This window comes from Thalassospira sp. A40-3 (genome assembly GCF_015871485.1).
GTDB classification, from domain to species: Bacteria; Pseudomonadota; Alphaproteobacteria; order Rhodospirillales; family Thalassospiraceae; genus Thalassospira; species Thalassospira tepidiphila.
On the sequence record NZ_CP065428.1, the window covers coordinates 2,058,049 to 2,083,561 of the forward strand.

The 25,513-nt window shown below is 53.3% G+C and carries 23 protein-coding genes; 11 read left to right on the plus strand and 12 right to left on the minus strand.

What is annotated here, in order from left to right:
- Positions 1-117 precede the first annotated feature (117 nt).
- The 3 genes from IT893_RS20235 to moaB form a co-directional block, all read right to left on the minus strand.
- Positions 118-1,146, minus strand: a complete 1,029-nt coding sequence (locus IT893_RS20235) for a methyl-accepting chemotaxis protein (RefSeq protein WP_197147549.1) — start codon at positions 1,144-1,146, stop codon at positions 118-120.
- Between the two features lie 275 nt (positions 1,147-1,421).
- Positions 1,422-2,189, minus strand: a complete 768-nt coding sequence (locus IT893_RS09355; protein WP_197147550.1) for a sulfite exporter TauE/SafE family protein — start codon at positions 2,187-2,189, stop codon at positions 1,422-1,424.
- 64 nt (positions 2,190-2,253) lie between these two features.
- On the minus strand, positions 2,254-2,784 hold the full coding sequence (gene moaB / locus IT893_RS09360) for a molybdenum cofactor biosynthesis protein B (protein ID WP_371810696.1): 531 nt from the start codon (positions 2,782-2,784) through the stop codon (positions 2,254-2,256).
- Between the two features lie 421 nt (positions 2,785-3,205).
- On the opposite strand from moaB, the gene IT893_RS09365 reads away from it, so the two are divergent.
- The 6 genes from IT893_RS09365 to IT893_RS09390 all read left to right on the plus strand — a co-directional run bounded on the left by IT893_RS09365 (position 3,206) and on the right by IT893_RS09390 (position 10,851).
- Positions 3,206-5,158, plus strand: a complete 1,953-nt coding sequence (locus IT893_RS09365; protein WP_197147679.1) for an acetoacetate--CoA ligase — start codon at positions 3,206-3,208, stop codon at positions 5,156-5,158.
- Between the two features lie 494 nt (positions 5,159-5,652).
- Entirely contained in the window at positions 5,653-6,675 is a 1,023-nt protein-coding gene (locus tag IT893_RS09370; protein WP_008890737.1) for an amino acid ABC transporter substrate-binding protein, read from the plus strand.
- A gap of 117 nt (positions 6,676-6,792) precedes the next feature.
- Positions 6,793-7,989, plus strand: coding sequence for an amino acid ABC transporter permease (locus tag IT893_RS09375; RefSeq protein ID WP_008890738.1), 1,197 nt, complete (start codon positions 6,793-6,795; stop codon positions 7,987-7,989).
- Between the two features lies 1 nt (position 7,990).
- On the plus strand, positions 7,991-9,094 hold the full coding sequence (locus IT893_RS09380) for an amino acid ABC transporter permease (protein ID WP_063089713.1): 1,104 nt from the start codon (positions 7,991-7,993) through the stop codon (positions 9,092-9,094).
- A gap of 17 nt (positions 9,095-9,111) precedes the next feature.
- Positions 9,112-9,897, plus strand: coding sequence for an amino acid ABC transporter ATP-binding protein (locus IT893_RS09385; RefSeq protein ID WP_040823744.1), 786 nt, complete (start codon positions 9,112-9,114; stop codon positions 9,895-9,897).
- Positions 9,898-10,032: 135 nt separating this feature from the next.
- On the plus strand, positions 10,033-10,851 hold the full coding sequence (locus tag IT893_RS09390) for an ABC transporter ATP-binding protein (protein ID WP_197147552.1): 819 nt from the start codon (positions 10,033-10,035) through the stop codon (positions 10,849-10,851).
- Between the two features lie 29 nt (positions 10,852-10,880).
- Here IT893_RS09390 and IT893_RS09395 read toward each other — a convergent pair whose 3' ends face one another.
- The 8 genes from IT893_RS09395 to IT893_RS09430 form a co-directional block, all read right to left on the minus strand.
- Positions 10,881-11,645: a DeoR/GlpR family DNA-binding transcription regulator gene (locus IT893_RS09395; RefSeq protein ID WP_008890742.1), complete on the minus strand. Its 765-nt coding sequence runs from the start codon at positions 11,643-11,645 to the stop codon at positions 10,881-10,883.
- Between the two features lie 200 nt (positions 11,646-11,845).
- Complete coding sequence (deoA, locus tag IT893_RS09400) at positions 11,846-13,186, minus strand: thymidine phosphorylase (protein ID WP_197147553.1); 1,341 nt, start codon at positions 13,184-13,186, stop codon at positions 11,846-11,848.
- A gap of 59 nt (positions 13,187-13,245) precedes the next feature.
- Positions 13,246-14,052, minus strand: coding sequence for a purine-nucleoside phosphorylase (locus IT893_RS09405; RefSeq protein WP_197147554.1), 807 nt, complete (start codon positions 14,050-14,052; stop codon positions 13,246-13,248).
- Positions 14,049-14,462 carry a cytidine deaminase gene (locus tag IT893_RS09410; RefSeq protein WP_008890745.1) on the minus strand — a complete coding sequence of 138 codons (414 nt, stop codon included), beginning with the start codon at positions 14,460-14,462 and terminating at the stop codon, positions 14,049-14,051. Before IT893_RS09410 ends, IT893_RS09405 begins: the two co-directional genes overlap by 4 nt.
- Positions 14,463-14,571: 109 nt before the next feature.
- A complete protein-coding gene (locus IT893_RS09415) occupies positions 14,572-15,543 on the minus strand; it encodes an ABC transporter permease (protein WP_197147555.1) in 972 nt (323 codons plus the stop codon).
- On the minus strand, positions 15,543-16,661 hold the full coding sequence (locus tag IT893_RS09420; protein ID WP_197147556.1) for an ABC transporter permease: 1,119 nt from the start codon (positions 16,659-16,661) through the stop codon (positions 15,543-15,545). Before IT893_RS09420 ends, IT893_RS09415 begins: the two co-directional genes overlap by 1 nt.
- Positions 16,658-18,232 (minus strand): ABC transporter ATP-binding protein, encoded by a 1,575-nt coding sequence (locus tag IT893_RS09425; protein ID WP_197147680.1) that lies wholly within the window; start codon positions 18,230-18,232, stop codon positions 16,658-16,660. Before IT893_RS09425 ends, IT893_RS09420 begins: the two co-directional genes overlap by 4 nt.
- A gap of 52 nt (positions 18,233-18,284) precedes the next feature.
- Positions 18,285-19,280 (minus strand): BMP family protein, encoded by a 996-nt coding sequence (locus IT893_RS09430; protein ID WP_197147557.1) that lies wholly within the window; start codon positions 19,278-19,280, stop codon positions 18,285-18,287.
- Between the two features lie 622 nt (positions 19,281-19,902).
- On the opposite strand from IT893_RS09430, the gene IT893_RS09435 reads away from it, so the two are divergent.
- The 3 genes from IT893_RS09435 to IT893_RS09445 all read left to right on the plus strand — a co-directional run bounded on the left by IT893_RS09435 (position 19,903) and on the right by IT893_RS09445 (position 22,941).
- The gene (locus tag IT893_RS09435; protein WP_197147558.1) at positions 19,903-21,495 is read left to right on the plus strand and encodes a bifunctional UDP-sugar hydrolase/5'-nucleotidase; all 1,593 of its coding nucleotides are present in this window, start codon (positions 19,903-19,905) and stop codon (positions 21,493-21,495) included.
- A 158-nt stretch (positions 21,496-21,653) separates the two neighbouring features.
- Positions 21,654-22,601: a carbohydrate kinase family protein gene (locus IT893_RS09440; RefSeq protein ID WP_197147559.1), complete on the plus strand. Its 948-nt coding sequence runs from the start codon at positions 21,654-21,656 to the stop codon at positions 22,599-22,601.
- 97 nt (positions 22,602-22,698) lie between these two features.
- A complete protein-coding gene (locus IT893_RS09445; protein ID WP_063089733.1) occupies positions 22,699-22,941 on the plus strand; it encodes an Lrp/AsnC ligand binding domain-containing protein in 243 nt (80 codons plus the stop codon).
- A gap of 89 nt (positions 22,942-23,030) precedes the next feature.
- Here IT893_RS09445 and IT893_RS09450 read toward each other — a convergent pair whose 3' ends face one another.
- Positions 23,031-23,516: a hypothetical protein gene (locus tag IT893_RS09450; protein ID WP_252724129.1), complete on the minus strand. Its 486-nt coding sequence runs from the start codon at positions 23,514-23,516 to the stop codon at positions 23,031-23,033.
- A 338-nt stretch (positions 23,517-23,854) separates the two neighbouring features.
- On the opposite strand from IT893_RS09450, the gene IT893_RS09455 reads away from it, so the two are divergent.
- On the plus strand, positions 23,855-24,634 hold the full coding sequence (locus tag IT893_RS09455) for a GNAT family N-acetyltransferase (RefSeq protein ID WP_197147560.1): 780 nt from the start codon (positions 23,855-23,857) through the stop codon (positions 24,632-24,634).
- Between the two features lie 65 nt (positions 24,635-24,699).
- Positions 24,700-25,512 carry a 1-acyl-sn-glycerol-3-phosphate acyltransferase gene (locus IT893_RS09460; RefSeq protein ID WP_197147561.1) on the plus strand — a complete coding sequence of 271 codons (813 nt, stop codon included), beginning with the start codon at positions 24,700-24,702 and terminating at the stop codon, positions 25,510-25,512.
- The last annotated feature ends 1 nt before the right edge of the window (position 25,513 follow it).

Genomic DNA, 25,513 nt, shown 5'->3' on the forward strand with positions numbered 1-25,513 from the left:
TCATGCCAAGGGGCAAGCGCAAACACCTGAGCACAAAACAAAAGAAGACGGGCACCAACACAAGGTGCCCGTCTTCGTTTAGCAGATCGATATCGCCGTTTTCCTGGACGTCGACGTTTAGGCGGCGGCATTTTCCGCTCTTGGTGTTTGCACGATAACCCCACGCCAGCCAAGCCCTTGATAGGTTTCGTAACCTGGCGTCAAGGCGTAGGCCACAAGGGATCCATCTTCAAGCAGATAGGCCCCGCGGGCAGGATCATCGACCCGCAGATTAAATGTTTCGCTGAGCACGCCGTGGTCATCGGAAGCAGCAAGAACCCGATTTTTTGCGTCGATCAACATCACCCGGGTACGTTCACGTTCTTCCGCGTTGAAGTTCAGCGATTTGACGATCATCGGTGCTTGGCTTTCCCAGTCAAAAAAGACGCCCAAAACACCGATCACATCGCCATCGACGGCACCGCCCCGGCGTACGGCGGTCGCATAAGTCGGGGATGCGGCGTTGTTTAGCAGTGAATTGGCTGCCACATCCGCGACGGCATAGTGTCCGCCATCGCGACAGCGCAACGCTTCCTGAAACCAGCCCTGATCAGAAACATTTTGCCCCATCACGCGATAGGAGTCCGGGCGTCCGTTGGCAATTACGTTCCCGTTCCGGTCAGCCACCCAAAGATCAAGATACACAGTATAGGAATCAAGGATCACGCCGAGCCGTTCCGAAGCACGTAATGCAAACGCAGGGTCTTGGAGATTTTCACAAACATCGACCACGGCTGCGTCGGTTGCCCACCAGCGCACATCGCAAGATCGTTCGTACAGGTTGCGGTCCATCAATTCGACAGAATAACGGGCAAGGTCAGCAAAACGATCACCACGAACCGTCTGCGCTGTTTTCTCCAGATCGGAGGCAAGCGTCAGAAACATGTCTTCAAGTTCTTCGGTAATCACGTTCACACGTTGCGAGATTTCCTTGACCTCGTTGGCAACAACGCCAAAACCCCGGCCCACTTCACCTGCGCGTGCGGCCTCGATCAACGCATTCAGTGCAAGGGTTCGTGTTGCCCGTGTAACGGCCTTGATTTCTGTAATTTTATCATTGGCTTGCCCGGAAATTGCTGTCGCAACCTGCAGAATTCTTTCTGGCATTTAAATAAAGCTCCCATATGCGCATCAGGTTTCCTCCTGGCTGCTGATCGCGTGCTTTTATTCGCCATCCATTCTGCTTGTCTTTGCAGCACTGATATCTAATAAGCCACTTATACCATTACGTAAATACAGGATTATACTCGTACCACACGGCTACCTCAGTGGTGTATGCCATTTCCACTCTGAAGCGAGTGCGCATATCACATACAAACCCTTAATTGATGCGCCGACAGTTGGCGCTGTGCGGTAAAGAGCCACGCAAACCGATGCAATGTTCAGGCGGTAAATTCGAGAATCGAATCTGCAAGCAGCTTAATCCCGGTCAGGAACAACAGGCTGTAACAAACCCGGTAGAACAATTTTACACTGACTTTGTCATGCGCCCACAAGCCAAGCCACGTCCCGAACAACGCGATCGGCACGAACAAAAGTGATGTTCCGAGGTTGGATGCATCGAATTGCCCAAGCAGAGCATAAGGGATCAGTTTGACGTAATTGACGACAATGAAGAACATGACTGTCGTGCCAACAAAGATCGATTTGTCCATTCGCTGCGGCAGCAGATAAACCGATACCGGTGGCCCGCCCGCGTGGGCTACGAAACTGGTGAAACCTGCCAGTGCACCAAGAACTGTACCCTTGCCAATCGTTGCCCTTCCCGGTGCCCCGGTTTCCTTCCGGCCACGGAGCCAATGATCAAGGGTAAAGATGATCGCGATCATCGCGATGATCAGTTTGACGGCTGCCTCGTTCAGGTAGCTAAAAGACAATGTCCCGACAAGAATGCCCAGCAATGCAGCCGGCACCAGGATTTTCATGTTCCGGCGATCCCAGCGGTTGCGATAGGCCCAGACATTTGCAAGGTCCATCAGGCACAGGATGGGAAGCATGATCGCAGCGGCAGCCTGTGGTGATACCGCCAACGCCATCAAAGGCACAGCCACAACACCGAGCCCGCCGCCAAAGCCGCTTTTTGAAACACCGGCAATCAAGACGGCGGGAATGCCGACAACATAGAAAAACGGATCCGAGATAAATTCCATCGGAAGTCCTTGTTATTTGGGGAATTCAGGGATCGCGGGCAACGGATATGGACGGCGTGCGCCTTTATTCTTCAAGCAGACGCGGCATGAGCTCGACGAAGTTGCACGGCCGATGGCGGATATCAAGCTGATAGGTCAGAATTTCGTCCCAGGCATCTTTGCATGCCCCGGTCGATCCGGGTAACGCAAACATATAGGTTCCCATACACACCCCCGCAGTCGCGCGTGATTGCACGGTGGATGTGCCAATTTTCTGATATGATATCCAACGGAACAGTTCGCCGAAGCCCGGTATTTCCTTTTCGTAGATTGCCCGGTGGGCCTCTACCGTCACGTCGCGCCCGGTAACACCTGTGCCGCCCGTGGTAATGATCACATCGACATCCGGGTTTGAGCACCAAGCACCGAGCTGCTTGCGCAAGGCCAATTGATCGTCTTTCAGGATTTTGCGTTCATAAACGTGATGGCCCTTGGCGATGATGCGTTCACAAAGAACCTCGCCCGAGGTGTCGTTATGGAGATCGCGCGTATCGCTGACAGTCAATACGGCAACATTGATCGATACAAAGGGTTGGCTTTCGTCAATACCTGCCACGGTTATCTCCATGTCTCGTAAAATGCTGTGTCAACCTAATATGCCCAGACAGGCGTGCAAGCGTTTTCACGTGCAAGACACGCCTGCATCGCAACCCGACGAATCACGATAGAACAAAAACCGGCCATCATTTGATATTTTATTAGTCTTGTGGGCTATTTTTATGATCCAACCCGCAATATTTTTGAGCATCACAATTTTCGATATTTATCACTTATAAATAGATACTTATGAAAATCTTCTCACCTTATATATGACGAAAAACAAGACAATTGGTATTACCAATTAAGGACATCCGCGTTACTTCACTTGCTGGTCCGCATTTTTACGCCTAGAAAAGCGGTAAAGGACTACCAATTTGGCGCCCTCAAAGGATGCGCCGACGAGATCGAAACGTTCGGCAGGAAACAGAGGACTCATGATGAGCGACTTTCTTTGGCAACCGACGAAAGAACGCGTTGAAAATGCAAACGTCACCCGCTTTCGCGACTGGGTGAATGAAAAGCATGCGCTTAACCTTCAGAGTTTCACCGAACTCTATGACTGGTCCGTTGCCGAGATTGAGCGTTTCTGGCCTGCTCTCATCGAATATGCCGAATTGAAAGCGGAAACATGGGGCGACCGTGTCCTAATCGACGGCAACAAAATGCCGGGCGCCCAGTTCTTCCCGGACGCGCGCCTGAACTTTGCGGAGAACCTTCTGGTCCGTGATGACGACACCGACGCCCTGATCTTCTGGGGTGAAGACAAGGTCAAAAGCCGCCTATCCTGGGCGGAACTTAATATTGCGGTATCGAAATTCTCGCAGGCCCTTCGCGCAGAGGGCGTTGGCAAGGGTGATCGCGTATGCGGCTATATGCCAAACATGTCGGAAACCGTGATTGCGATGCTGGCGACGGCGGCCATCGGGGCAACCTGGTCCTCAGCCTCCCCTGATTTCGGCGTTCAGGGCGTTGTAGACCGCTTTGGCCAGATTGAACCAACCGTGATGATCACCGTTGACGGTTATCACTATAACGGCAAGCAACACGACATCCGCGAAAAGGTTCACGATGTTGTCGAGCGGATCGACAGCCTGAAAAAGGTCGTCATCGTGCCCTATGCCTTTGACGGCGCCAACACGACGGATATCCGCAACGCCGTCACCTATGACGACTTCATTGCCCCCTTCCGGACCGAGAAAATCATCTTCGAACAGGTCGAGTTCAATCACCCGCTTTATGTGATGTTCTCGTCCGGCACGACGGGCAAGCCGAAATGCATTGTTCACGGCACGGGCGGAACGCTGCTGAAACAGGTTTCGGAACATATCCTGCATTGTGATGTCGCGCCCGGTGATCGCGTTTTCTATTTCACCACTTGTGGCTGGATGATGTGGAACTGGTTGATGGCGGGCCTTGCGGCCGGTGCAACGCTTCTGCTTTATGATGGCTCGCCCTTCTATCCGAGTGGCAATATCCTGTTTGATTATGCCGATGCAGAAGGCATGACGCTGTTTGGCACATCTGCCAAATATATTGATGCGTTGGCCAAGGCCGAACTCAAACCGCGAGAAACACACGATCTGTCCACTGTACGTGCGATGACGTCAACCGGCTCGCCGCTTGCCCCGGAAAGCTTCGATTACGTTTATCGCGACATCAAGGAAGACATCCATCTGGCGTCCATCTCAGGCGGTACAGATATCCTTGGCTGTTTTGTGCTGGCTTGCCCTGTCCTGCCGGTCAAACGTGGCGTCATCCAGACCCGTGCCCTTGGTGTTGCTGTCGACGTGTTTGATGACGATGGCAACTCCGTGCGGAACGAAAAAGGTGAACTGGTCTGCACCAAACCATTCCCATCGATGCCGGTCGGCTTCTGGAACGACCCGGATGGTTCGCGGTATCACAGCGCCTATTTTGACCGTTTTGATAACATCTGGTGCCATGGTGACTATGTCGAGCTTGATGATGATGGCGGCATGGTCATTTATGGGCGCTCGGATGCCACCCTTAACCCCGGCGGCGTTCGTATCGGCACGGCAGAGATTTATCGCCAGGTAGAAAAACTACCTGAAATTCAGGAATCGATTGTGATCGGCCAGGACTGGGATAATGACGTTCGGGTGATCCTGTTTGTTGTGCTCCGCGACAATTACGAATTGGATACCGCACTGATCGACAAGATCAAGAAGCAGATCCGCAACAACTGCACCCCACGCCACGTCCCCGCCAAGGTGCTTGCGGTTGCCGATATCCCGCGGACAAAGTCGGGTAAAATTACCGAACTTGCTGTTCGTGATGTTGTCCACGGACGGCCGGTAAAAAATCAGGAAGCCTTGGCCAACCCAACAGCATTGGAACTGTTTTCCAACCTGTCGGAACTGAAAACCTGATCAATACAAGCCCCGCATATCGAAGCGGGGCTTTTTCGTGCCGATCCTGTTTTGCAAGATGCTCGGCCGCGCGGGTTAGCGAATGCCGCTCCCGATTCCGCACTGCAACCATGCGTATTTTTTAAACAGCGTGAGCTGATGCACTTTTTTTGATCATGACTGATTGTTTGGTGAAAAAAAGTTCGTGCAATTCTCGGTCTTGCCGGTGATCAGAACGAAACTACTACTAGGTTATTGAATATATGAGACAAACAAAGTTTCGTATATTTTATGTGATCGTATCTCCGCGCGATATAACCGCAGAAAAAGCCTCAATTTTTAGCCAGCACCGTAGGTTCTAATGTTGCCAAAATTTTTTCACACTTGACACAAGGCGGCCTAAAATTTCTTAATTTGGCGGTCCGATGTTCTTCGGACGAATGGATATGCGGCTGTGCATATCCAGGGTGGCACAAAAGCTAAAAACAATGCTTTGCTAATAAGGGAGCTATCTTATGAAAATCCAGACGATCCTTGCCGCTGGCGCAATGACCGTTGCAGCCGTTGCCGCGCAGAACGCACAGGCAGGTGCCGTTCTTGACGGCATCAAGGCCAAAGGTTTCGTTCAGTGCGGCGTGAACACCGGTCTTCCGGGTTTCTCCGCTGCCAATGCCGAAGGTAAATGGGAAGGTATTGACGTTGACGTATGCCGTGCAGCTGCTGCTGCAGTTTTTGGTGACGCAAACGCCGTTCAGTACACCCCGCTGACCGCAGCACAGCGCTTCACGGCTCTGCAGTCCGGTGAAATCGACATCCTGTCGCGTAACACCACTGCAACCACCACCCGTGATGCGAAACTGGGTCTGACCTTTGTCGGCATCAACTACTATGACGGTCAGGGCTTCCTGATCCCGAAAGCTCTCGGCGTTTCCAGCGCAACCGAGCTTGACGGTGCGACCGTCTGCGTTGAGCCGGGCACCACGACCGAGCTGAACCTCGCTGACTACTTCCGCGCCAAAGGCATGTCCTTCGAGCCGGTCGTTATTGAGAACATCAACGAAGCAACCGCAGCCTTCTTCTCTGGCCGTTGCGACGTTTACACCACCGATGCTTCGGGTCTTGCTTCCATCCGTACCCAGATGGCTGAAAATCCGGCTGACTATGTGATCCTGCCGGAAATCATCTCCAAAGAGCCGCTTGGCCCGGTTGTTGCCCAGGGCGACGAACAGTGGTCGGACGTTGTTCGCTGGGCTTTTGCTGCGATGGTTGAAGCAGAAGAGTATGGCGTCACCATGGAAAATGTTGACGACATGAAAGCAAACAGCACCAACCCGGGCATTCAGCGTCTTCTCGGCGTTTCGCCGGGCATGGGTGAAGCTCTTGGTCTTGACGAAGCTTGGGCATACAACATCGTCAAGCAGGTCGGTAACTATGGCGAAAGCTATGAGAAAAACGTTACCGCCAAGCTCGGTCTTGAGCGTGGTCTGAACGCTCTGTGGACCGATGGTGGCCTGCAGTATGCATGGCCGGTTCGCTAATCGCTAGCAAACCGACTGCCTAAACCTACGAAGCTCCGCCCCACTGCCTGAACGCATGGGCGGAGCTTTTCGTTAGGTGCTTGCTGATTTTGGATACAATCTACACCTGAGGGTCATATGAGTAAGCCTCAAAATGCCCCGGGGGATGTTCGTTCCAAGGGCCTCGTTGATTATCTCAATGACGAAAACGTCCGTGCGGTGCTTTATCAAGTCGTCGCAATTGGACTGATCGTTCTTGCGGGCTGGTACCTGGTGTCCAACACCTTGTACAACCTTGAACAACAGAACATCTCAACCGGTTACGGGTTCCTTGATCTTGAAGCTTCCTTCGAGATCAGTGAAACCATGATCGACTACAGCGCCCAAAGCGACTATGCGACGGCGTTGATGGTCGGTCTTCTGAACACTGTGAAGGTGTCACTGCTTGGGATCATTTTGTGTACGATTATCGGGACAATCTTTGGCGTTGCGCGCCTGTCCTCGAACTGGATCGTTCGCAAACTTGCGACTGTATATGTTGAAACGTTCCGGAACATTCCGGTCCTGTTGCAACTGTTCTTCTGGTACGCACTTATTCCAAGCGCTTTCCCGCATCCACGCGACGCGCTGGAGCCTCTGCCCGGTGTTTTGCTGACGTCGCGCGGTATGTATTTGCCGGTGCCGGAACCTGATAACGCCTATACCCTTATGACCATTGCGGCCGTGATTGCCTGCGTTGTGATCTATTTCGTTAGGAAATGGGCCAAGAAACGCCAGGACGCTACAGGTCAGCCCTTCCCGATGCTTCTTGCCGGGATCGGTATTTTCGTCGGTCTCGTTCTGGCTGCCTATCTGGCAGGTGGCGCACCTACCGACATGAGCATGCCGGCCCTCAAAGGCTTTAACATTCAGGGTGGCTACAACATTTCGCCTGAATTCATGGCAGTTCTGATCGGGCTTACGGTTTACACCTCGACCTATGTTGCCGAGGTTGTTCGTTCCGGTATTCAGGCTGTTCCGAATGGCCAGTGGGAAGCTGCCGACAGTTTGGGCATTCGCCGTTCTATTGCGCTTCGCAAGGTGATCCTGCCGCAATCGATGCGTGTCGCGATCCCGCCACTGACCAACCAGTACCTTAACCTGACCAAGAACAGCTCTTTGGCTGTTGCCGTCGGTTATCCGGATCTGGTTTCTGTTTCCAACACGACCATGAACCAGACAGGTCAGGCGATCGAGGCCATCTCGATCTTCATGTCGATCTATCTTGGTTTGTCCTTGTTGACCTCGCTCTTTATGAACTGGTTCAACAAGAAAATGGCACTGGTGGAGAGGTAACATGTCAGAAAACGCAAAATTACCTCCTCTTCCGACCGGCACTTTTTCCGAGCGTGCCGTGGCATGGTCGAAAAAGAACCTGTTTGATGGATGGTTCAACACCCTCCTGACTCTTGGTTCGATTGCATTCCTCGTTTGGCTTATCCCGCCAATCGTCGAGTGGGCCATCATCAATGCGACGTTGGCGCCATCAATTGAGGCCTGCGCGGAAGCGACGGGTGCCTGCTGGGGGTTCGTTAATGCCAATTTACGACTGATCCTGTTTGGCACCTACCCGTTTGAAGAACAGTGGCGGCCGCTTCTTGCCATGATCCTTCTGATGGGCATCATTTGCGGCAGTCTGGGTGCGGTTAAGTATCCGAGCCTGCGCAAGGCAATCATTCCGATGTGGGTTATTGGTGTGCCGATTATTGCCATCCTCATGTGGGGTGGTGTGTTTGGCCTCACCTATGTCCAGAACAGCTACTGGGGTGGCCTGCCGCTGACCCTGATCCTGTCCTCGATCGGTGTGATCTTTGCCTTCCCGTTCGGGCTGCTGCTGGCACTTGGTCGTCAGTCGCACATGCCGGCCATCAAAACCGTTTCCGTGGTTTACATCGAAGTCATTCGTGGTGTGCCGCTGATTACGGTTCTGTTCATGGCATCGGTTATGTTCCCGCTGTTCCTGCCAGATGGGGTTACCATCGACAAGCTGCTGCGCGCGCAGATCGGTATTATCCTGTTTACCGCCGCCTACCTCGCCGAGGTATTCCGTGGTGGTCTGCAAGCCGTTCCGCGTGGTCAGTTTGAGGCTGGTGACAGTCTTGCGCTGTCTTATTGGCAGTCGATGCGTCTGATCATTTTGCCGCAGGCACTGCGTCTGGTGATCCCGCCGACCGTCAACAGCTTTATCTCCATGTTCAAGGACACCACACTGGTCGTGATTATCGGCCTGTTTGACTTCCTTGGCACGGTGAAGCTGGCACTGCGCAGTGACCCGGCCTGGACCAAATATTACGTCGAAGGTTATGCCTTCGCCGCGGCAATATTCTTCCTGATCTGTTTCTCGATGGCGAAATATTCCGCCTATCTTGAAAAAGAGCTTCGCAAAGGCGAACAAAGGTAAGGAGTGAGGAAAAAACAATGACTGTAGCAACTGAACCCACTACCGGCGCTGTGCCTCCTCCGTCCAAAGAGGATGTCATCACCGTCAACAAGATGAACAAATGGTATGGCAATTTCCATGTTCTTCAGGATATTGACCTGTCTGTTCGCAAAGGTGAGCGTATCGTTATCTGCGGCCCGTCCGGCTCAGGTAAATCGACGCTGATCCGTACCCTGAACCGCCTTGAAACCTATCAAAGCGGTGAAGTCTACGTCGATGGCATTTTGCTTGGCGACGATGTCAAAAACATCGAAGCCGTGCGCCGCGAGGTCTGCATGGTGTTCCAGCACTTCAACCTTTTCCCGCACATGACCGTGCTGGAAAACCTTACGCTGGCCCCGATCTGGGTTCGCAAGATGCCCAAGAAGCAAGCCAACGAACTGGCCATGCATTACCTTGAGCGTGTGCGAATTGCCGAGCAGGCCCACAAATTCCCGGGTCAGCTTTCCGGCGGTCAGCAGCAGCGTGTGGCGATTGCCCGCTCGCTCTGCATGCAGCCAAAAATCATGCTGTTTGATGAGCCGACCTCGGCGCTTGACCCGGAAATGGTCAAGGAAGTTCTCGACGTGATGGTCGAACTGGCCAAGGAAGGTATGACCATGCTTTGCGTGACCCACGAGATGGGCTTCGCCAAAGAGGTTGCTGACCGTGTGATCTTTATGGATGCTGGCCAGATCGTCGAAATGGCTGGTCCGAAGGAGTTCTTTGATAACCCGAAAAGCGATCGTACAAAGCTGTTCCTCAGCCAGATCCTGTCGCATTAATCGGCTATCAAACACCCGATCTTTGCAAAACGGCCCCCATTTGCGGGGCCGTTTTCATTTTTGTAAAAATGATCCTTGCCCAGACCCGCGCAATTGCCGACACTCGGCCCAACACGTTCATCATCCGGATTGCCAATGACCACGCCTGAAACCAGCTCCGCGACCCATCCGGCCTTTATCTCGGTTGAAAATCTCAGCAAACGGTTTGGCAACAAGCTTGCCCTGGATGACGTCAGCTTGCGTCTTCCCAAGGGCGAAACCATGGCGATTATTGGTCCGTCTGCCGCAGGTAAAAGTGTCCTGATGAAATGTCTGGTTGGGATTTATGGGGCCGATGCTGGCAAGATCCTGTTGGATGGCGATGATGTCAGTCAAATCAATGCGCCGAAACGCGCCGCATGGGCGGAACGCATCGGCATGCTGTTTCAACAAAATGCCCTGTTTGACAGCCTGAAGGTTTGGGAAAACATCTGCTTTCGACAGATTGAAACCGGCACTCTCAGCCGCAAGGGGGCCCGGGAACGTGCCCTGGATCTGTTGGGCCTTGTCGGTCTGGCATCGGAAAGTGCGGATTTAACACCAAGTGATCTGTCTGGCGGCATGCAAAAACGCGTTGGTGTCGCAAGGGCGATTTCCACCGATCCAGCCATCCTGTTGCTGGACAATCCGACCGCAGGACTTGATCCGGTTCTGTCGAACCATATCGAACGCATGATTGGCAAGATTGCAGAACAACGCGGGACCACGGTGATATCAATCACCAACGACATGCAGATTGCCCGCACCCGTTATCAGAACCTGATGATGATGCATGATGGCAAAGTCTATTGGGCGGGCAAAACCAAAGATATCGATGACGCACATAATGCGCATCTGACCCAGATGCTGAACGGATCGTCACAGGGCCCGATCACCATGCGAACCGGCAAACGCGAAGACCACGTCTATAGCTAACGGGGCAAACACCCTGCCCCGTTCTGGATCTAGTTGGCTGTATAGACCGAAACATCGGCTTCGCGGATCACATCGGCCCAAACCGGCCCCGGATGACGATCGGTAAACAGAGCGTCGATTTCGGAAAGATGTCCCAGACGCACCATCGCACGACGACCAAACTTCGATGCATCCGTGCACAGGAATGTTTGGCGTGCGTTTGAAATAATCGCCCGCGCGACACGCACTTCACGATAATCGAAATCCATCAGGCTGCCATCTTCATCGACGCCGGAAATCCCGACAATCGCGTAATCAACCTTGAACTGGTTGATGAAATCAATGGTGGCCTCGCCGATGACACCGAAATCGCGCTGTCGCACAACGCCACCGGCAATAATCACTTCAAATCCCTGATTGGCAGCACAGATTTCTGCAACATGCAGGTTATTGGTAATGATCTTAAGACTTTTATGGCCCAGAAGCGCATGTGCGACTTCTTCGTTGGTTGTTCCGATATTGATAAACAGAGACGCGCCTTCGGGGATATGTTGCGCCACCAGCTTTGCGATCTCGCGCTTGCTGCCAAGGTTTAGAACCTGACGGTCGGTATAGGCGGTATTTTCGGTGGTCGAGACACTGGCAGCCCCGCCGTGATAGCGGGCAATCAGGCCTTCTTCGGCCATTTCATTGATGTCGCGTCGGATGGTTTGTGGCGTGACAGAAAAATGTTCGGCAAGGGTATCAATGGTCATAAAGCTGTTGGAGGCGACAAGCTCCAAAATCTCTCTACGACGCCGATCCAGTTTCCCCATGCCTCTCTCCTTCTGTTTTCAATTTTCATCTTTATTGGAAAATTTTCATTCCTGATCAAAATGCTTTCTCTTGAGCCATTTGGCAAGCCTTGTCCGCCGAAAGCAAATGCACGCAGAAAGCTGGCGGCGAACTTCGTTAAGAGCAGAAAACAAAAAAGCCGGGTTTCATTCCCGGCTTTTTGCTTTTGACTTGGTACCTATCACCCCTTTTGGCGTGCTACGATCCGCTCACGAACAGCTGGTTCGGTGCCTGTCGGCTTGACATCCCCCTCGCCGATCACAATCGCATCGCGCAGCAAGGCGGTTGCTTCTTCAAGCTGTGCCTCGTCACGGGTATGGGCCAGGCAAATTGGTGTCTCGGCCGAGACCGGCTGTCCAACCTTGATGAAATCGGTAAAGCCGACCGCAAAGTCGATCTTCTGATCTGCCCGCGTCCGTCCGCCTTTAAGCGACACCAGCGCAAGACCAACCTTTCTGGCATCCATCGAGAGAACACGGCCGGTCTTGGCGGCCGTTACCGTGTTGATCATCGGTGCGGCTTCAAGATACTTGTTGGTGTTTTCGACAAAGTCCGCAGGACCACCAAGACTTGATACCATCTTGCCAAAGGTCTCGGCTGCCTTGCCGCTTTCAAGCGCCTCTGTGGCCATACGCAGGCCATCGGAAACATCGGCCGCCACACCACTAACGGTCAGCATCTCAGCCGCCAGCGCCATGGTGACGTCATAGACGCGTTGTTCCTGGTGCTTGCCGGTCAGGAAGTCGATTGCTTCCTGCATTTCAAGTGCATTGCCAACTGTGTCACCCAGCACCTGCTCCATATCGGTCAAAAGTGCGACCGTGGGAACACCGTTACGGGTGGCAACTTCGGTGATGCTTTCGGCAAGTTCGCGGGCGCGCTCATACTCGTTCATAAAGGCGCCAGAGCCGAACTTCACATCCATGACAAGGCTATCAAGCCCGGCTGCCAGTTTCTTTGATAGGATGGACGCCGTGATCAACGGGATGCTTTCAACCGTCGCAGTCACGTCGCGAATGCCATAAAACCGTTTGTCCGCCGGTGCCAGATCGGCTGTCTGTCCGATAATGGCACAGCCGACTTCACGGGTGACCTTGGCGAATTCGTCAAGACTTGGTGTGGTGCGATAGCCCGGAATGGAATCAAATTTGTCCAGCGTCCCACCAGTATGGCCAAGGCCACGGCCGGAAATCATTGGCACGAACGCCCCGCAGGCACCAACAATCGGGCCTAGCATCAGGCTGACCTTGTCACCAACGCCACCGGTCGAATGTTTGTCCACCACCGGTCCATCAAGGCCAAGCGCCTTCCAGTCCAAAACCGTACCGCTATCGCGCATGTTGCGCGTAAGCGCCGCGCGTTCATCCATGGTCATGCCGTTAAAAAACACAGCCATGGCAAGGGCGGCAACCTGCCCTTCGCTGATGCTATTATCTGTGATGCCCTTGACGAAAAAGGCGATCTCAGCGTCTGTCAGAACTTCGCCTTCGCGTTTCCGGCGAATGATTTCTTGGGGCAGCATGTGCTGTCTCCTGCGCACGTGTCATTAATTCAAATAAGACGCTTTGAAGTCATTCGACTTCAGGAAGCGCTTGAAAAATATTGCAGTAATATCTTGATAAGATTTGCAGAACCGGCTTTCGACATTTCCAATGTCTGCTCGTGGCTAAGCGGTGTCGCGCTCATGCCTGCGGCCAGATTGGTGATGTTTGAAACCGCGGCGACCTTGAATCCAAGACGGCGGGCCAAAATGTTTTCCGGCACGGTCGACATGCCGACAGCATCCGCGCCAAGGAACTTGAGCGCGCGGATTTCGGCCGGCGTCTCAAAACTTGGTCCGGTGCACCAGCAATAGGTTCCCTCAAACAGTTTGATGCCAAGCTTGGCCGCCGCGCCATGCAGCCCTGACCCGATTTCAGGATCATAGGGCACATCCATGCCGACGAAACGGTCGTTTCCGTGATAGCCGATCAGCGGATTGGGACCAAACAGGCTGATATGATCAGTAATCAGCATCAGACTGCCAGGTACGGCGTCAGGGATCAGTGACCCGGCCGCATTGGTCAAAAGCAAACGTTCCGCACCAAGTTCGCGCAGAATTTCAAGTGGTTCGGCCATCAAATCCGATCGGCCATGCTCGTAATAATGCGCCCGGCCCTGCATTACAGCAACGGACACACCGCCAATTCGGCCAAGAACAAGTGTCCCGCCATGTCCGACCACCGTAGGGCGTGGGAACCCAGGGAGTTCTTCATAGGCAATGCTGATCGCATCACTTACGGCGTCAACCACACCACCAAGGCCGCTGCCCAGAACCAATGCGACTTCTGCCTTGAAACCCGGCGCCTTGGCGGCGATGACATCCAGCGCTGCTTTTACGTTGCTCATTTGAGGTTCTCCGGCCCGAAGGAATGCGGAATAAGTTCTTCGCGGCTGAGTGTCAGAAGCGTTTCACCGGCATCATTGATGATAAAGATGGTCGCATCCGGACCGGTAAACTCGCGGATTTTCTGGCGGCACCCACCACACGGGGTACAGGCGATATCGCCCAGCCCGACAACGACAATCTCGTCAAAACGGGTTTCCCCTGACAGTACCATTGCCGAAATCGCGCCGGCCTCGGCACAGACGCCCTCGGGATATGCCGCATTTTCAACATTGCAGCCTGAAATGACCTTGCCCTCAGTCGTGCGCAACGCAGCACCGACAAAGAAGTTCGAATAAGGCGCATATGCCTTGTCACGAGCCGCAAGAGCCGCGTCAATCAGATCGCGCGGAGCCTGTTTATGAGCAACCATTTGTTTGATCCTGTTTTGATTACCTATCGCGCCTGACCAAAGCGCACATTTTTGGAAAAGTGGTTCGGGACTGCCTGTATGATAGGCCGAGACCCGAACCACGAAAAGCTTAGCGTTCCTTGACGTATGCCCGCCCAAGCGCCTTTGGCGGAATGGCGCGGCCAATGAAGCCGGCCAGAAGAATGACCGTCAGGATATAGGGCAATGCCTGCACCAATTGGACCGGAACTTCGCCGATACCGGGCAGAACGACACCCTGCAAACGTGTGGCCGCCGCATCCAGGAAGCCAAACAGCAGACAGGCTGCCAATGCCGGGAACGGACGCCACTTGCCAAACACCATCGCGGCCAGCGCGATATAGCCTTTGCCTGCGGTCATGTCTTGGAGGAAGGATGCGCCCTGTGCAGTTGAAAGATAGGCGCCTGACATGCCAACAAGCACGCCGCTGCAAATCACGGCGCGATAGCGCATCGCGACAACGCCAATGCCGGCCGTATCAACAGCCCCCGGGTTTTCACCAACCGCGCGCAGACGCAAGCCAAACCGGGTGCGATACATCACCCACCAGGCTGCCGGAACGGCAAGGAAGGCGACATAAACCAGTATATTATGACCGCTTAGCAGTTCCGAATAGATCAGGCCCAGAACCGGAACGTCCTGAACGGCGTCGGCACCCGGGAACGTGATCGGCTGGAAACGCGATCCTTTATCAAGCGCTGGCGTTTTGCCGCCCTGTGCAAAAAGTGCAATCCCGACAAGGGCGGTCAGACCCGACATCAGGATATTGATCGCCATCCCCGAAACCACCTGGTTGCCCTTGTGCGTGATGCATGCAAAACCATGCAGAAGCGAAAGCGCAATCGTGGTTGCAATCGCGGCCAGTAGCCCGACCCACGGGCTTCCGACATAAAATGCAACCGCAGCAGCCGAAAACGCACCGCCCAGCATCATGCCTTCAAGGGCAAGGTTAATTGTCCCGGACCGTTCGGAAAACATCCCGGCCAAGGCCGCAAGAATAAGCGGTGTCGAGGTCCGCAGCGTCGCATCAAACAACAGGATAATTAGCTGAAATGTATCCATTACGCGGCCTCCCCGGCATCCTGGCGCAGACGCCAGGCTGTATAGATCTTTGTCACACGCGGACGGAACATGTGTTCCATCGCACCGGTAAACAGGATGACAAGCCCCTGAATAACCACAACCATGTCATTCGAGATGGTCGGAATTTCAAATGAAAGCTCCGCCCCGCCCTGATAGAGCATCCCAAACAACAATGCTGCCAAGAAGATGCCAAATGGATGGTTGCGCCCCATCAGCGCCACAGCGATGCCGACAAAGCCATACCCGGCGGTAAAATCAATCAGCAGGCGGTGCTGAACACCCATGACTTCGTTTAGCGCCACGAAGGATGACAGCGCACCTGAGATCATCATCGCAATGATAATAAAACGCCCGGGTTCAAGCCCGGCATAGGTTGCCGCCACCGCATTGGCACCGACTGTCCGGATGGCATAGCCCCAACGGGTATGCCAGATAAACAGCCAGACCATGACGCTGATGACGATGGCATAGACAAATGACAGGTTCAGCGGGCTTGACGCCATATCAATGCCCAGCGCGCCTGCAATGTCATGAATGAATGGCAATCGCAAATGTTCGGCGATCTGTTCGCTTTCGGGCGTCATCGAGCCTTCCGGACGAAGCACATTGACCAGCAGATACACCATCAGCGATGAGGCGATGAAGTTGAACATGATCGTCGTAATAACGACGTGCGATCCGCGACGCGCCTGCAAGTAGGCCGGGATATAAGCCCACGCCGCGCCAAAAATCATCGCCGCCAACATCGCCACAACCAGCATGATCGGGAATGGCAGGAAGTCGAGATAAAGGGCTGCCAAAGTTACACCAAGGCCACCGATATAGGCCTGCCCTTCGGCACCGATGTTAAACAGCCCGCAATGGAACGCGACGGCAAAGGCAAGGCCGGTAAAGATGAAGTTGGTGGTGTAATAAAGCGTATAACCCCACGCCTCTTCATAGCCAAACGCGCCATAAAGCAGGATTTCAACCACCTGAACCGGGTTTTCACCAATCGCCAGAACCACAAGCCCGGACACAACAAGAGCAAGCAGCAGGTTCAGTAAAGGTAATGCGCCAACATCAATCCAGCGCGGCAGTTCGACAGTCTTGCTCATGCCTGCCCCTCCGCTGCCTTGGCTTCATTTGGGTCAACGCCCGCCATCATCAAACCAAGCACGCGTTCGTTGGCCTCGGACGCAGCGACTTCACCAATGATGGCACCATCGCACATCACCAGAATGCGGTCGGCAAGCGACATAATCTCGTCAAGCTCCACTGACACCAGAAGGACGGCTTTGCCAGCATCCCGCATGGCGACAATACGTTTGTGAATGAATTCAATGGCACCGATATCGACACCACGGGTCGGCTGGCCCACCAGAAGCAATTCCGGATCACGCATGATTTCACGCGCCAGAACAAGCTTTTGCTGATTGCCGCCCGAGAAATTGGCAGCTTTCAAATCCGGATTGTCCGGACGAACGTCAAATTCCGACATCATATTGGCTGTGGCAGCTGAAATAGCATCCCAATCCAGAAGCCCGCCCTTTTGATAGGCAGGATCATCTTCATAGCCAAGAATGGCTGCCTCTTTGGCTGAAAAGGCCGTGACCATTGCCATGCGATGGCGATCCTCGGGCACATGCGCGACACCGCGACGACGGAGCTCTGCGGCATCTACCCCTTTACCGGGCGTTACATCTTGCCCGTTCAGTTCCACGGTCCCTTCGCTGGCAGATCTGATTCCACCAAGCGCTTCAAGCAGTTCGCTTTGCCCGTTACCGGATACCCCGGCAATGCCGACGATTTCGCCTGCGCGCACCGTAAAGGTCGCATTTTTGACCTTGCGAACGCCCTGCGCATTATCAACGCAAAGATTATCGACTTTCAGCACCGTTGCCGCCGGATTGGCTTCACCTTTTTCCAAGCGCAACAATACCTTACGGCCGACCATTAATTCCGATAGTTCTTCCGGGCTGGTTTCGGCTGTCTTGCGATGTGCCACCATTGCGCCTTGGCGCATGACGGAAACATTGTCCGTTGCGGCCATGATTTCGCGCAGTTTGTGGGTAATCAGAACAACCGTCTTGCCCTGTTCTTTCAGGGTATCAAGAATTCTGAAAAGATGATCTGCTTCTTGGGGTGTCAGAACACCGGTCGGCTCATCCAGAATAAGAATTTCCGCCCCGCGATAGAGCGCTTTTAGGATTTCCACACGTTGCTGGAGCCCGACCGAAAGATCACCCACCGTGGCATCGGGATCGATGTTGAGCGAATATTCGCGTTCAAGACGTTTGAGTTCTTCGCGTGCCTTTTGCACACCATCGCGCAGAACAGCACCGCCTTCGACGCCAAGAATAACGTTCTCAAGCACCGAGAACGTCTCAACCAACATGAAATGCTGGTGAACCATCCCGATCCCGACCGCAATCGCGTCTTCTGATCCGTTGATTTCACAGAGCTTGCCATCGACGTGAATGGTTCCTGCATCGGCCTGATAAAAGCCATACAGAATACTCATCAGGGTCGATTTACCAGCCCCATTTTCGCCCACGATTCCGTGGATAGTTCCTTTGTCGACCTTAAGGTCGATTTCTTTATTGGCATGTACCGCACCGAACCGCTTGTCTATACCGCGCAGTTCAATAGCGGGTTGCACGGCACCGGTTTCCCCGGCGCCGTGCATTTGATGCATCGTATCCGACACGACAAATCCCCGATTTGCTTTGACGTCTGCCTTACATTGGGCAGGCGCTATCGCTCATGTAATCGTGTACTTCAAGGTTACCGGAAATGATTGCTTCCTTGGCCTCGGCAACGGCTGCTTTCATTTCGTCGGTGATCAGGCTTTCGTTGTTTTCATCAAGTGCCCAATCAACGCCGCCCTCTGCAAGACCCAGAATGGTCAGGCCCTGCTCCCAGGTATCGTTGGCAGCAGCCTCGAAAGCTTCGTAAACAGCAACGTCAACGCGTTTCAGCATAGACGTCAGAACCGAACCCGGATGCAGGCCGTTCTGGTTGGAGTCCACACCAATACCGAGTTTACCGGCATCTGCAGCAGCCTGAAGCACACCAACGCCAGTACCACCTGCAGCATGGTAAACAACATCCGCACCACGGTCGAACTGCGATTTCGCAAGTTCACCACCCTTTACCGGATCGTTCCAGGCCGCACCGGTGGTACCGGTCATGTTCTGGAAGACTTCCGCATCACCGTTCGAATACTTCACGCCCTGTGCGTAGCCGCAGGCGAATTTGCGGATCAGCGGGATGTCCATACCACCAACGAAACCGACTTTGCCGGTTTCAGATGCCATAGCCGCCAGAACACCGACAAGGAACGAACCTTCATGTTCCTTGAAAACCACCGACTGAACGTTCGGCAGGTCTACAACCATGTCAACAATGGTAAATTTGGTTTCAGGGAATTCTTTAGCAACTTTTTCAAGTGCAGAAGCCTGGGAAAAACCAATCGCAACAATCGGATTCATGCCGCGGCGCGCAAAGTTGCGCATTGCCTGCTCGCGCTGTGAATCGTTCTGGATTTCGAAGTCACGATACTCAGTACCGGTATCTTCCTTGTACTTCTCGGCACCCGTGTATGCCGCCTGGTTGAATGAGCGGTCAAAACGACCACCAAGATCGTAAACCACAGCCGGATTGATTTCTGCAGCCGAAGCAACGCCTGCATAGCAAGCAACAGCCGCGACCACCGAGGTCAGAAGCTTTTTCATTCCGATGCCCTTCTTTGTTTGAATTCTGATTATCTTTCCGCCAATGCCCATCTTGTTTGGCGGAACTCCCTCATCGAAAACACATGTCTCGCAACATAAGCAAAGCGGCGTTGGTCAAGGACCAATGCAGCGCAGTTTGGCATGCTGCGAATGCTCATGGTAACTACAAAATATAGTGCCCTGTAAATAGCTGAGCACGCAACACGTTGCACAGACCTGTCCACTTGGTCAGCACCAATGCACTACAACCGGAACTTCAAATCGCATATCTGCGGGGTTTCCCTTAGTTTCGGACCAATCAGGCTCAAACCTGAACCAACCTTTTCTGCACGTTAATTTATCTTTGTCGATACGCGTAAATGGCATCAAATCGGGACCATTGAACCTCGAATGACTGAAATTGGTGCGTTTCCGATTCTTCCCGACATAAATGAACCGGTGCGGACCTAAGACCACAACCGATGTGTAATTTTAACCACACCGTCAACAACCGGACATACCGTTCGCGAAAGTTTGGTGCTAGCATTCCGCGGGGCAAAGATTTTCCGACCCACAGATTTGCGTTTTCATACTTTCCCTCCCGATCGGGACAGGAAGAGTGGATTATTGTTGGAGAACAGGAATGAAAAGAACAATTGCAGGGCTGCTGTCGGCCTGCACCATGCTGAGCCTTGGTGCCGGAAGCGCGTTGGCCGATTATGATTTGCGTCTGATCCATACCAATGACGTCCATGACCGCGTTGAATCGGTCACAAAATACAATAATACTTGCAGCGCCGAGGACGACGCCGAAGGCAAGTGCTTTGGCGGCTATGGCCGTCTTGCCACAGCCATTCGTGACGCCCGTGCCGAAGGCGGCAATGTTCTGGTTGTCGATGCAGGCGATCAGTTCCAAGGGTCCCTTTATTACTCGACCTACAAGGGTTCGCTGACGGCTGAACTCATGAACCTTGTTGATTATGATGCAATGGCGGTTGGCAACCATGAGTTTGATGATGGCCCGGACGTTCTGGCAAGCTTCATCAAAAAAAGCCTTACCCCCATTTTGTCGGCCAACATCGAAGCCACCACGGATGGGCTGAACGAACTAATCAAACCTGAAACCATCATCACGGTTGGTGGTGAACGCATTGGTATCGTCGGGCTGACAACGCCGGAAACCGCCGACATTTCAAGTGCGGGTCCGAACGTCAAGTTCAACGACCTTGCGCAATCACTGCAAAGCTCAGTCGATCGCTTGACCGCCCAGGGCATCAACAAAATTGTCGCTCTCAGCCATTCGGGTTCATATGCCGATTTTGAGTATGTCAGCGATGTCACTGGTGTTGACGTGATTGTCGGCGGTCATGACCATCTTCTGTTTTCCAACAGTGATGACAAGGCATCCCATCCCTACCCGGTCGTCAAAAATGGTGCCGATGGCAAACCTGTTCTGATCGTCCAGGCGTATGCCTACAGCCGTTACCTTGGAGACCTGAACGTCACATTTGATGATGCAGGTGTGGCAACCGCATGGTCGGGTGATCCGATTGCGCTTGATGCCAGCATCAAACAGGCCGAGGACGTTCTTGCCGTTATCGCAGAGGCCAGCGGTCAGGTTGATGCCGTTCGCACCCTTGAAGTCGGCAGCTTCACAGCACCTGCAGATGGATCGCGCGAAATCTGCCGCAAGATGGAATGTTCCATGGGTTCATTGGTTGCTGACGCGATGCTCTGGAAAGCCGGTGATGACTATCAGATCGCCATCCAGAATGGCGGCGGTGTACGTGCAAGCATCGATGAAGGCACGGTTACCATGGGTGAAGTCCTGACGGTTCTTCCGTTCCAGAATGCGCTGGCAACCTTCAAGCTTTCCGGTGCGGATATCGTTGCATCGCTTGAACATGGTGTATCGCTTGTCGAGGAAGGCAAAGGCCAGTTTCCGCAGGTTGCGGGCCTGAAATTTGACCTTGATCTTTCGCAACCTGCCGGATCGCGTGTTTCAAACGTCATGGTTGCCGAGGGCAACGGCTTCGTACCGATCGAGACCGGCAAAATGTATGGCGTTGTTTCCAACGACTTCATGCGCAATGGCGGTGATGGTTACGCCCTGTTCCGGGATAATGCCACCGATGTCTATGACTTCGGACCGAACCTTGAACAGGCTGTTGCCGACTATATCGGGCTTAACTCGCCAATGACCCCGACGACCAAGGGTCGCATCAACCTGAAATAAACAGGTTTTCTGCGCGATCAAGCGACCGAAAGGCAGTCCGTAACGGACTGCCTTTTTTGTTTTCCTTGCCTTCATGCGCGCTTGAGGCTTATCAACATCGCTTACAGCACATGACCGTCACCTGCGTGACGTCCCACGACAAAGAGCACCCGTTCTCTATGACGCCTAATGCTAACATTCTTTGCTTTGGTGCCGCCCATTTCGACCGCACCTTGCAATGTACCGAGACTTTTGTGCCCGCTGCCTCGAACCCGGTTCGGACATTGCATCGCAAACCTGGCGGTGTCAGCCGCAACATTGCGGTGCATCTGCGGCTTCTGGGCAATAATGTCGCGATGCTTGGTGCTGTCGGGGATGACGGGGATGGCGATCAGGTCATCGAGGCGCTGTCCGAACTTGGGATCGACACCCGTCATCTGATGAAGATCAGTGGCATGGCAACGGCCGGTTACACGGCCCTTCTTGATGAAACCGGCGAACTCGCGCTCGGCATGATGAATGCCGAGGTCTATGACCTGCTGACCATTGATCGCCTTGAACCGCATCTGGCAAACCTTCAGGCACGGCCATGGTGGTTGGTTGATGCGAACCTGCCGACCGAAAGCATCATGTGGCTTGCCGAAAACAAACAGACGACAAAACTGTGCGCAGCTACCGTTTCGCCCAGCAAGGCAGTAAGGTTCAAGCCGGTGCTTGATAAACTGGACCTACTGATTGCGAACCGCGCAGAAACACGCATCCTGACCGGCATCGAGATCAACGATCTTGCGCAGGCAAAGGTTGCTGTCGAGCTTTTGCGCGGCAAGGGTATCCCGGATGTCGTGATCACGCTTGGTGCACAAGGGGTTGTGTCCTCGTCAGCATCGGGGACGGCGTTCTGGCATCCGTTGCCCACCAAGGTCAAAGACGTCAATGGTGCGGGTGATGCCTTCTATTCCGGTTTTTTGTCGGCTTACTCGAAACCGCATACAAGCTTTGACGATGCAATGGCATCGGGCCTCGCGATGGCCAGCCTGACGGCAGAAACCGAGGGCACCACTGTTTGGGATCTGACGCTCGACGCAGTCACGGAACGCGCAGCAAAGGCCGAAAGCAAAGCCCTTTGACCCAAAGGGGCCAAACCAAGATCCTGCTTGATGATTGCATGGAACATCCAACGCAGGTAGCTTGTCCTGAATTCAACATCAAACCGGAGCCGATCCGATGCATCCATTTTTCATCTTTGTGAAATGTGAACTTGGCAAAGCCTATGACGTCGCAGCAGCGCTTGTTGAAGAAGTCGAAGGCGTTTCCGAAGTCTATTCCATCTCCGGCCCGTTTGAATTGTTGGTCAAGGTATATATTGATGACGGACAGGATATTGGGCGCTATGTGAACGAAAGTATCCACAAGCTGCCTCATATCAAGGACACCCAGACCATCATTACCTTTAACGCCTTCACCTGAGGGGCAAACGGCCGAAAAACAAGCTTGCAGAACCAAAAGCGGCGCCAATCAGGCGCCGCTTTCTTTCTGTCGGATGCAGGCAACTCAACTTAGTTTCTGGCAACATCCCGGATCACATCAAGAATGATCTCGGTCCCCTTTTCGATCAGCACAACATCGTCGCCAACGATCTGACGCAGCGCACCGTCCGTGCGCGCAGGAAGTCGCGAAATCAGGTTATCTGGCAAATCGCGCTTGGCGATGCCGGGCGGCAAGGTACCACCGCGCTCAAGCTTCATGGCAATACCGGGCGGCAAGCCTTTATTGCCTTTACCCTTGTTACCCTTGTCCTTTTTGTCGCTATCTTGGTCAGACTGCCCGGTCGCAACATCAAGCACATCGCGAATAATGAGCCGTTCTTCATCACTGAAAATACCGCCACCTTGGGCAAGTTCGACGACGGTGTGGTGATGTTCCTGATTGGCCGGATGTGACTGTACAGGTGTTGTCAGAGCAAGACTGGCACCCACAAGAACAAAACCGGTCGTAATTTCTTTGACCCAGCTGGTTGTGAACGGCATGGCGACCTCTGTCATCGTGAAAAACATCCAAACTCATGTGGGGACTTTGCCCAAAATTGCGACAAGCCCAGTAAGGATAACGTTTCACCAGCCACCTTTATGCCATACAGCAGAGAATATTTTTCTGGATTGGTCACCGGGCAGATCACGGCAATACCAGATGACGCATTTGACCTTGTCATCAATACGCCTTGGGCTTTTCAATCCGCGATGATGTTCGACCGAAAACACTGGTCGATTTAACGCTATCATATTGTTTTCATAGACAGTTCATTATGTGATACAAATCACTCTGTCATCGCGAAAAGCGACGGCAACCAAGTTTCATTAGAACAACAGAATTAATTTCCAATATGGCATCCGGTAGATTTTCTGTTCATCTTGCCAAGACCAAACAAGACCTGAAAGCGGCGCAAGAACTTCGCTTTGAGGTCTTCTTTGGCGAATTTCACGCCAAAGCCATGACCGAGCAACACTCGGCCGGCCTTGATAGCGATAAATTCGACGCGTTCTGCGAACACTTGCTGGTCGTGGATAATGAAAATGACAAGAAAGTCATCGCCACCACCAGATTGCTGCTTTCGCAACAAAAACCCGCAGATCTCTCATACATCGCGCAGGAAGAGTTCTCTATTCCCCTGCTTGGCGCTGTGAAAGACAACTGCATGGAAGTCGGCCGATCCTGTGTTCACAAGGACTATCGCGATGGCAAGGCCATTCAGCTTCTGTGGCGCGGTATCACCAAGCTGATTTTCAATCATGACATTCGCTACCTGTTCGGCTGCGCAAGCTTCCATGCGACCGATATCGACAAGATCGCCTACGAACTGTCATACCTGCATCACTACCGATTGGATGATGAACCTCATATTGCACGCGCACTCGATTATCAGTCGATGGAACGCATGGCAAAAGACGACATTGATCCGGACGAGGCCCTTGCGAAATTGCCACCCTTGATCAAAGCCTACTTGTCGCTGGGTGGCGTTGTTGGCGATGGCGTCGCACTTGATCCCGATTTCAAGACGCTTGATGTATTGATTACGGTAGATGTCGCCAAGGTCCCTGACCAATACTACAGATTCTATAAAAAGCAGGCTGATCGCCTTGATCTCACGCCTCTAAACGCGTGAGTGCGATTACTGTTAAAAGAAACATCCGTGACGTCAAACAAGGGTTTTCAAGCGCTTTGGACCAGATGGCAACACCCCACATCACTGCACCGATCACACCAGCACAGCACGTGAAGGCAGGGCTCAAATTCACGACGCTGATGGTCTGGCTGTTTGCGATGCTGATCCCTTTCCTGATCCTTGAAGGTCTCAAGCTCCGGGCCAGTTCCCAGATTGTCCGCATCTGGCACCTTGGTGCCCGCAAGATCACAGGCATCAAGGTCGAAGTCACTGGATCGCCAAGCGAAACCCTTCCTTTGCTGCTGTTGGGGAACCATACGTCTTACCTCGACATTCCGGTGATCAATGCGCTGTTCACCGTAAATTTCATCGCCAAGTCCGAAGTTCGCGGCTGGCCAGGGATCGGGTTCCTTGCGCGCTGTTGCCAAACCATTTTTGTTGAGCGCCGGGCCATCAAATCCCACGAACAGATCAAGATCCTGCGCGACAAGATCCTCCCCGACCGTCGGCTGGTTCTGTTTGCCGAAGGGACAAGTACGGATGGAAGTGTCGTCCTGCCGTTCAAATCGTCGCTGATGGAATTTGTGTTTGACGAAAAGATCGCTGAAGTTTGCCACGTTCAGCCGATAACCGTTTTATGCCTGAAAGACAGCGCGAGTGGATCTTCGCCAGAACCGGAAACGGTTCTTTACCCCTGGTTTGACGACACCACCCTTGCCTTCCATTTCTGGCGCTTCATGGCAACGTCGGGCTGTACCGTCAAAGTCCATTTCAGTCCAAGCCGTCGGGTATCCGAATTTGATAACCGCAAGGAACTGACCCGATGGGCCCATGCGGGGGTTCAAAACGGCTATGACATCATCCTGAAAAAGTCTTGAG

Bases quoted from the DNA above. Each gene is read 5' to 3' on its own strand.
- IT893_RS09410 (WP_008890745.1), bottom strand. From the start codon at position 14,462: ATGGTTGCTCATAAACAGGCTCCGCGCGATCTGATTGACGCGGCTCTT.
- IT893_RS09370 (WP_008890737.1), top strand. From the start codon at position 5,653: ATGAAAATCCAGACGATCCTTGCCGCTGGCGCAATGACCGTTGCAGCC.
- IT893_RS09415 (WP_197147555.1), bottom strand. From the start codon at position 15,543: ATGGATACATTTCAGCTAATTATCCTGTTGTTTGATGCGACGCTGCGG.
- IT893_RS09440 (WP_197147559.1), top strand. From the start codon at position 21,654: ATGACGCCTAATGCTAACATTCTTTGCTTTGGTGCCGCCCATTTCGAC.
- IT893_RS09375 (WP_008890738.1), top strand. From the start codon at position 6,793: ATGAGTAAGCCTCAAAATGCCCCGGGGGATGTTCGTTCCAAGGGCCTC.
- IT893_RS09455 (WP_197147560.1), top strand. From the start codon at position 23,855: ATGGCATCCGGTAGATTTTCTGTTCATCTTGCCAAGACCAAACAAGAC.
- IT893_RS09435 (WP_197147558.1), top strand. From the start codon at position 19,903: ATGAAAAGAACAATTGCAGGGCTGCTGTCGGCCTGCACCATGCTGAGC.
- IT893_RS09380 (WP_063089713.1), top strand. From the start codon at position 7,991: ATGTCAGAAAACGCAAAATTACCTCCTCTTCCGACCGGCACTTTTTCC.
- IT893_RS09460 (WP_197147561.1), top strand. From the start codon at position 24,700: ATGGCAACACCCCACATCACTGCACCGATCACACCAGCACAGCACGTG.
- deoA (WP_197147553.1), bottom strand. From the start codon at position 13,186: ATGCTGCCCCAAGAAATCATTCGCCGGAAACGCGAAGGCGAAGTTCTG.
- IT893_RS09430 (WP_197147557.1), bottom strand. From the start codon at position 19,280: ATGAAAAAGCTTCTGACCTCGGTGGTCGCGGCTGTTGCTTGCTATGCA.
- IT893_RS09425 (WP_197147680.1), bottom strand. From the start codon at position 18,232: ATGCACGGCGCCGGGGAAACCGGTGCCGTGCAACCCGCTATTGAACTG.
- IT893_RS09450 (WP_252724129.1), bottom strand. From the start codon at position 23,516: ATGACAGAGGTCGCCATGCCGTTCACAACCAGCTGGGTCAAAGAAATT.
- IT893_RS09365 (WP_197147679.1), top strand. From the start codon at position 3,206: ATGAGCGACTTTCTTTGGCAACCGACGAAAGAACGCGTTGAAAATGCA.
- IT893_RS09445 (WP_063089733.1), top strand. From the start codon at position 22,699: ATGCATCCATTTTTCATCTTTGTGAAATGTGAACTTGGCAAAGCCTAT.
- IT893_RS09355 (WP_197147550.1), bottom strand. From the start codon at position 2,189: ATGGAATTTATCTCGGATCCGTTTTTCTATGTTGTCGGCATTCCCGCC.
- IT893_RS09405 (WP_197147554.1), bottom strand. From the start codon at position 14,052: ATGAGCAACGTAAAAGCAGCGCTGGATGTCATCGCCGCCAAGGCGCCG.
- IT893_RS20235 (WP_197147549.1), bottom strand. From the start codon at position 1,146: ATGCCAGAAAGAATTCTGCAGGTTGCGACAGCAATTTCCGGGCAAGCC.
- IT893_RS09390 (WP_197147552.1), top strand. From the start codon at position 10,033: ATGACCACGCCTGAAACCAGCTCCGCGACCCATCCGGCCTTTATCTCG.
- IT893_RS09395 (WP_008890742.1), bottom strand. From the start codon at position 11,645: ATGGGGAAACTGGATCGGCGTCGTAGAGAGATTTTGGAGCTTGTCGCC.
- IT893_RS09385 (WP_040823744.1), top strand. From the start codon at position 9,112: ATGACTGTAGCAACTGAACCCACTACCGGCGCTGTGCCTCCTCCGTCC.
- IT893_RS09420 (WP_197147556.1), bottom strand. From the start codon at position 16,661: ATGAGCAAGACTGTCGAACTGCCGCGCTGGATTGATGTTGGCGCATTA.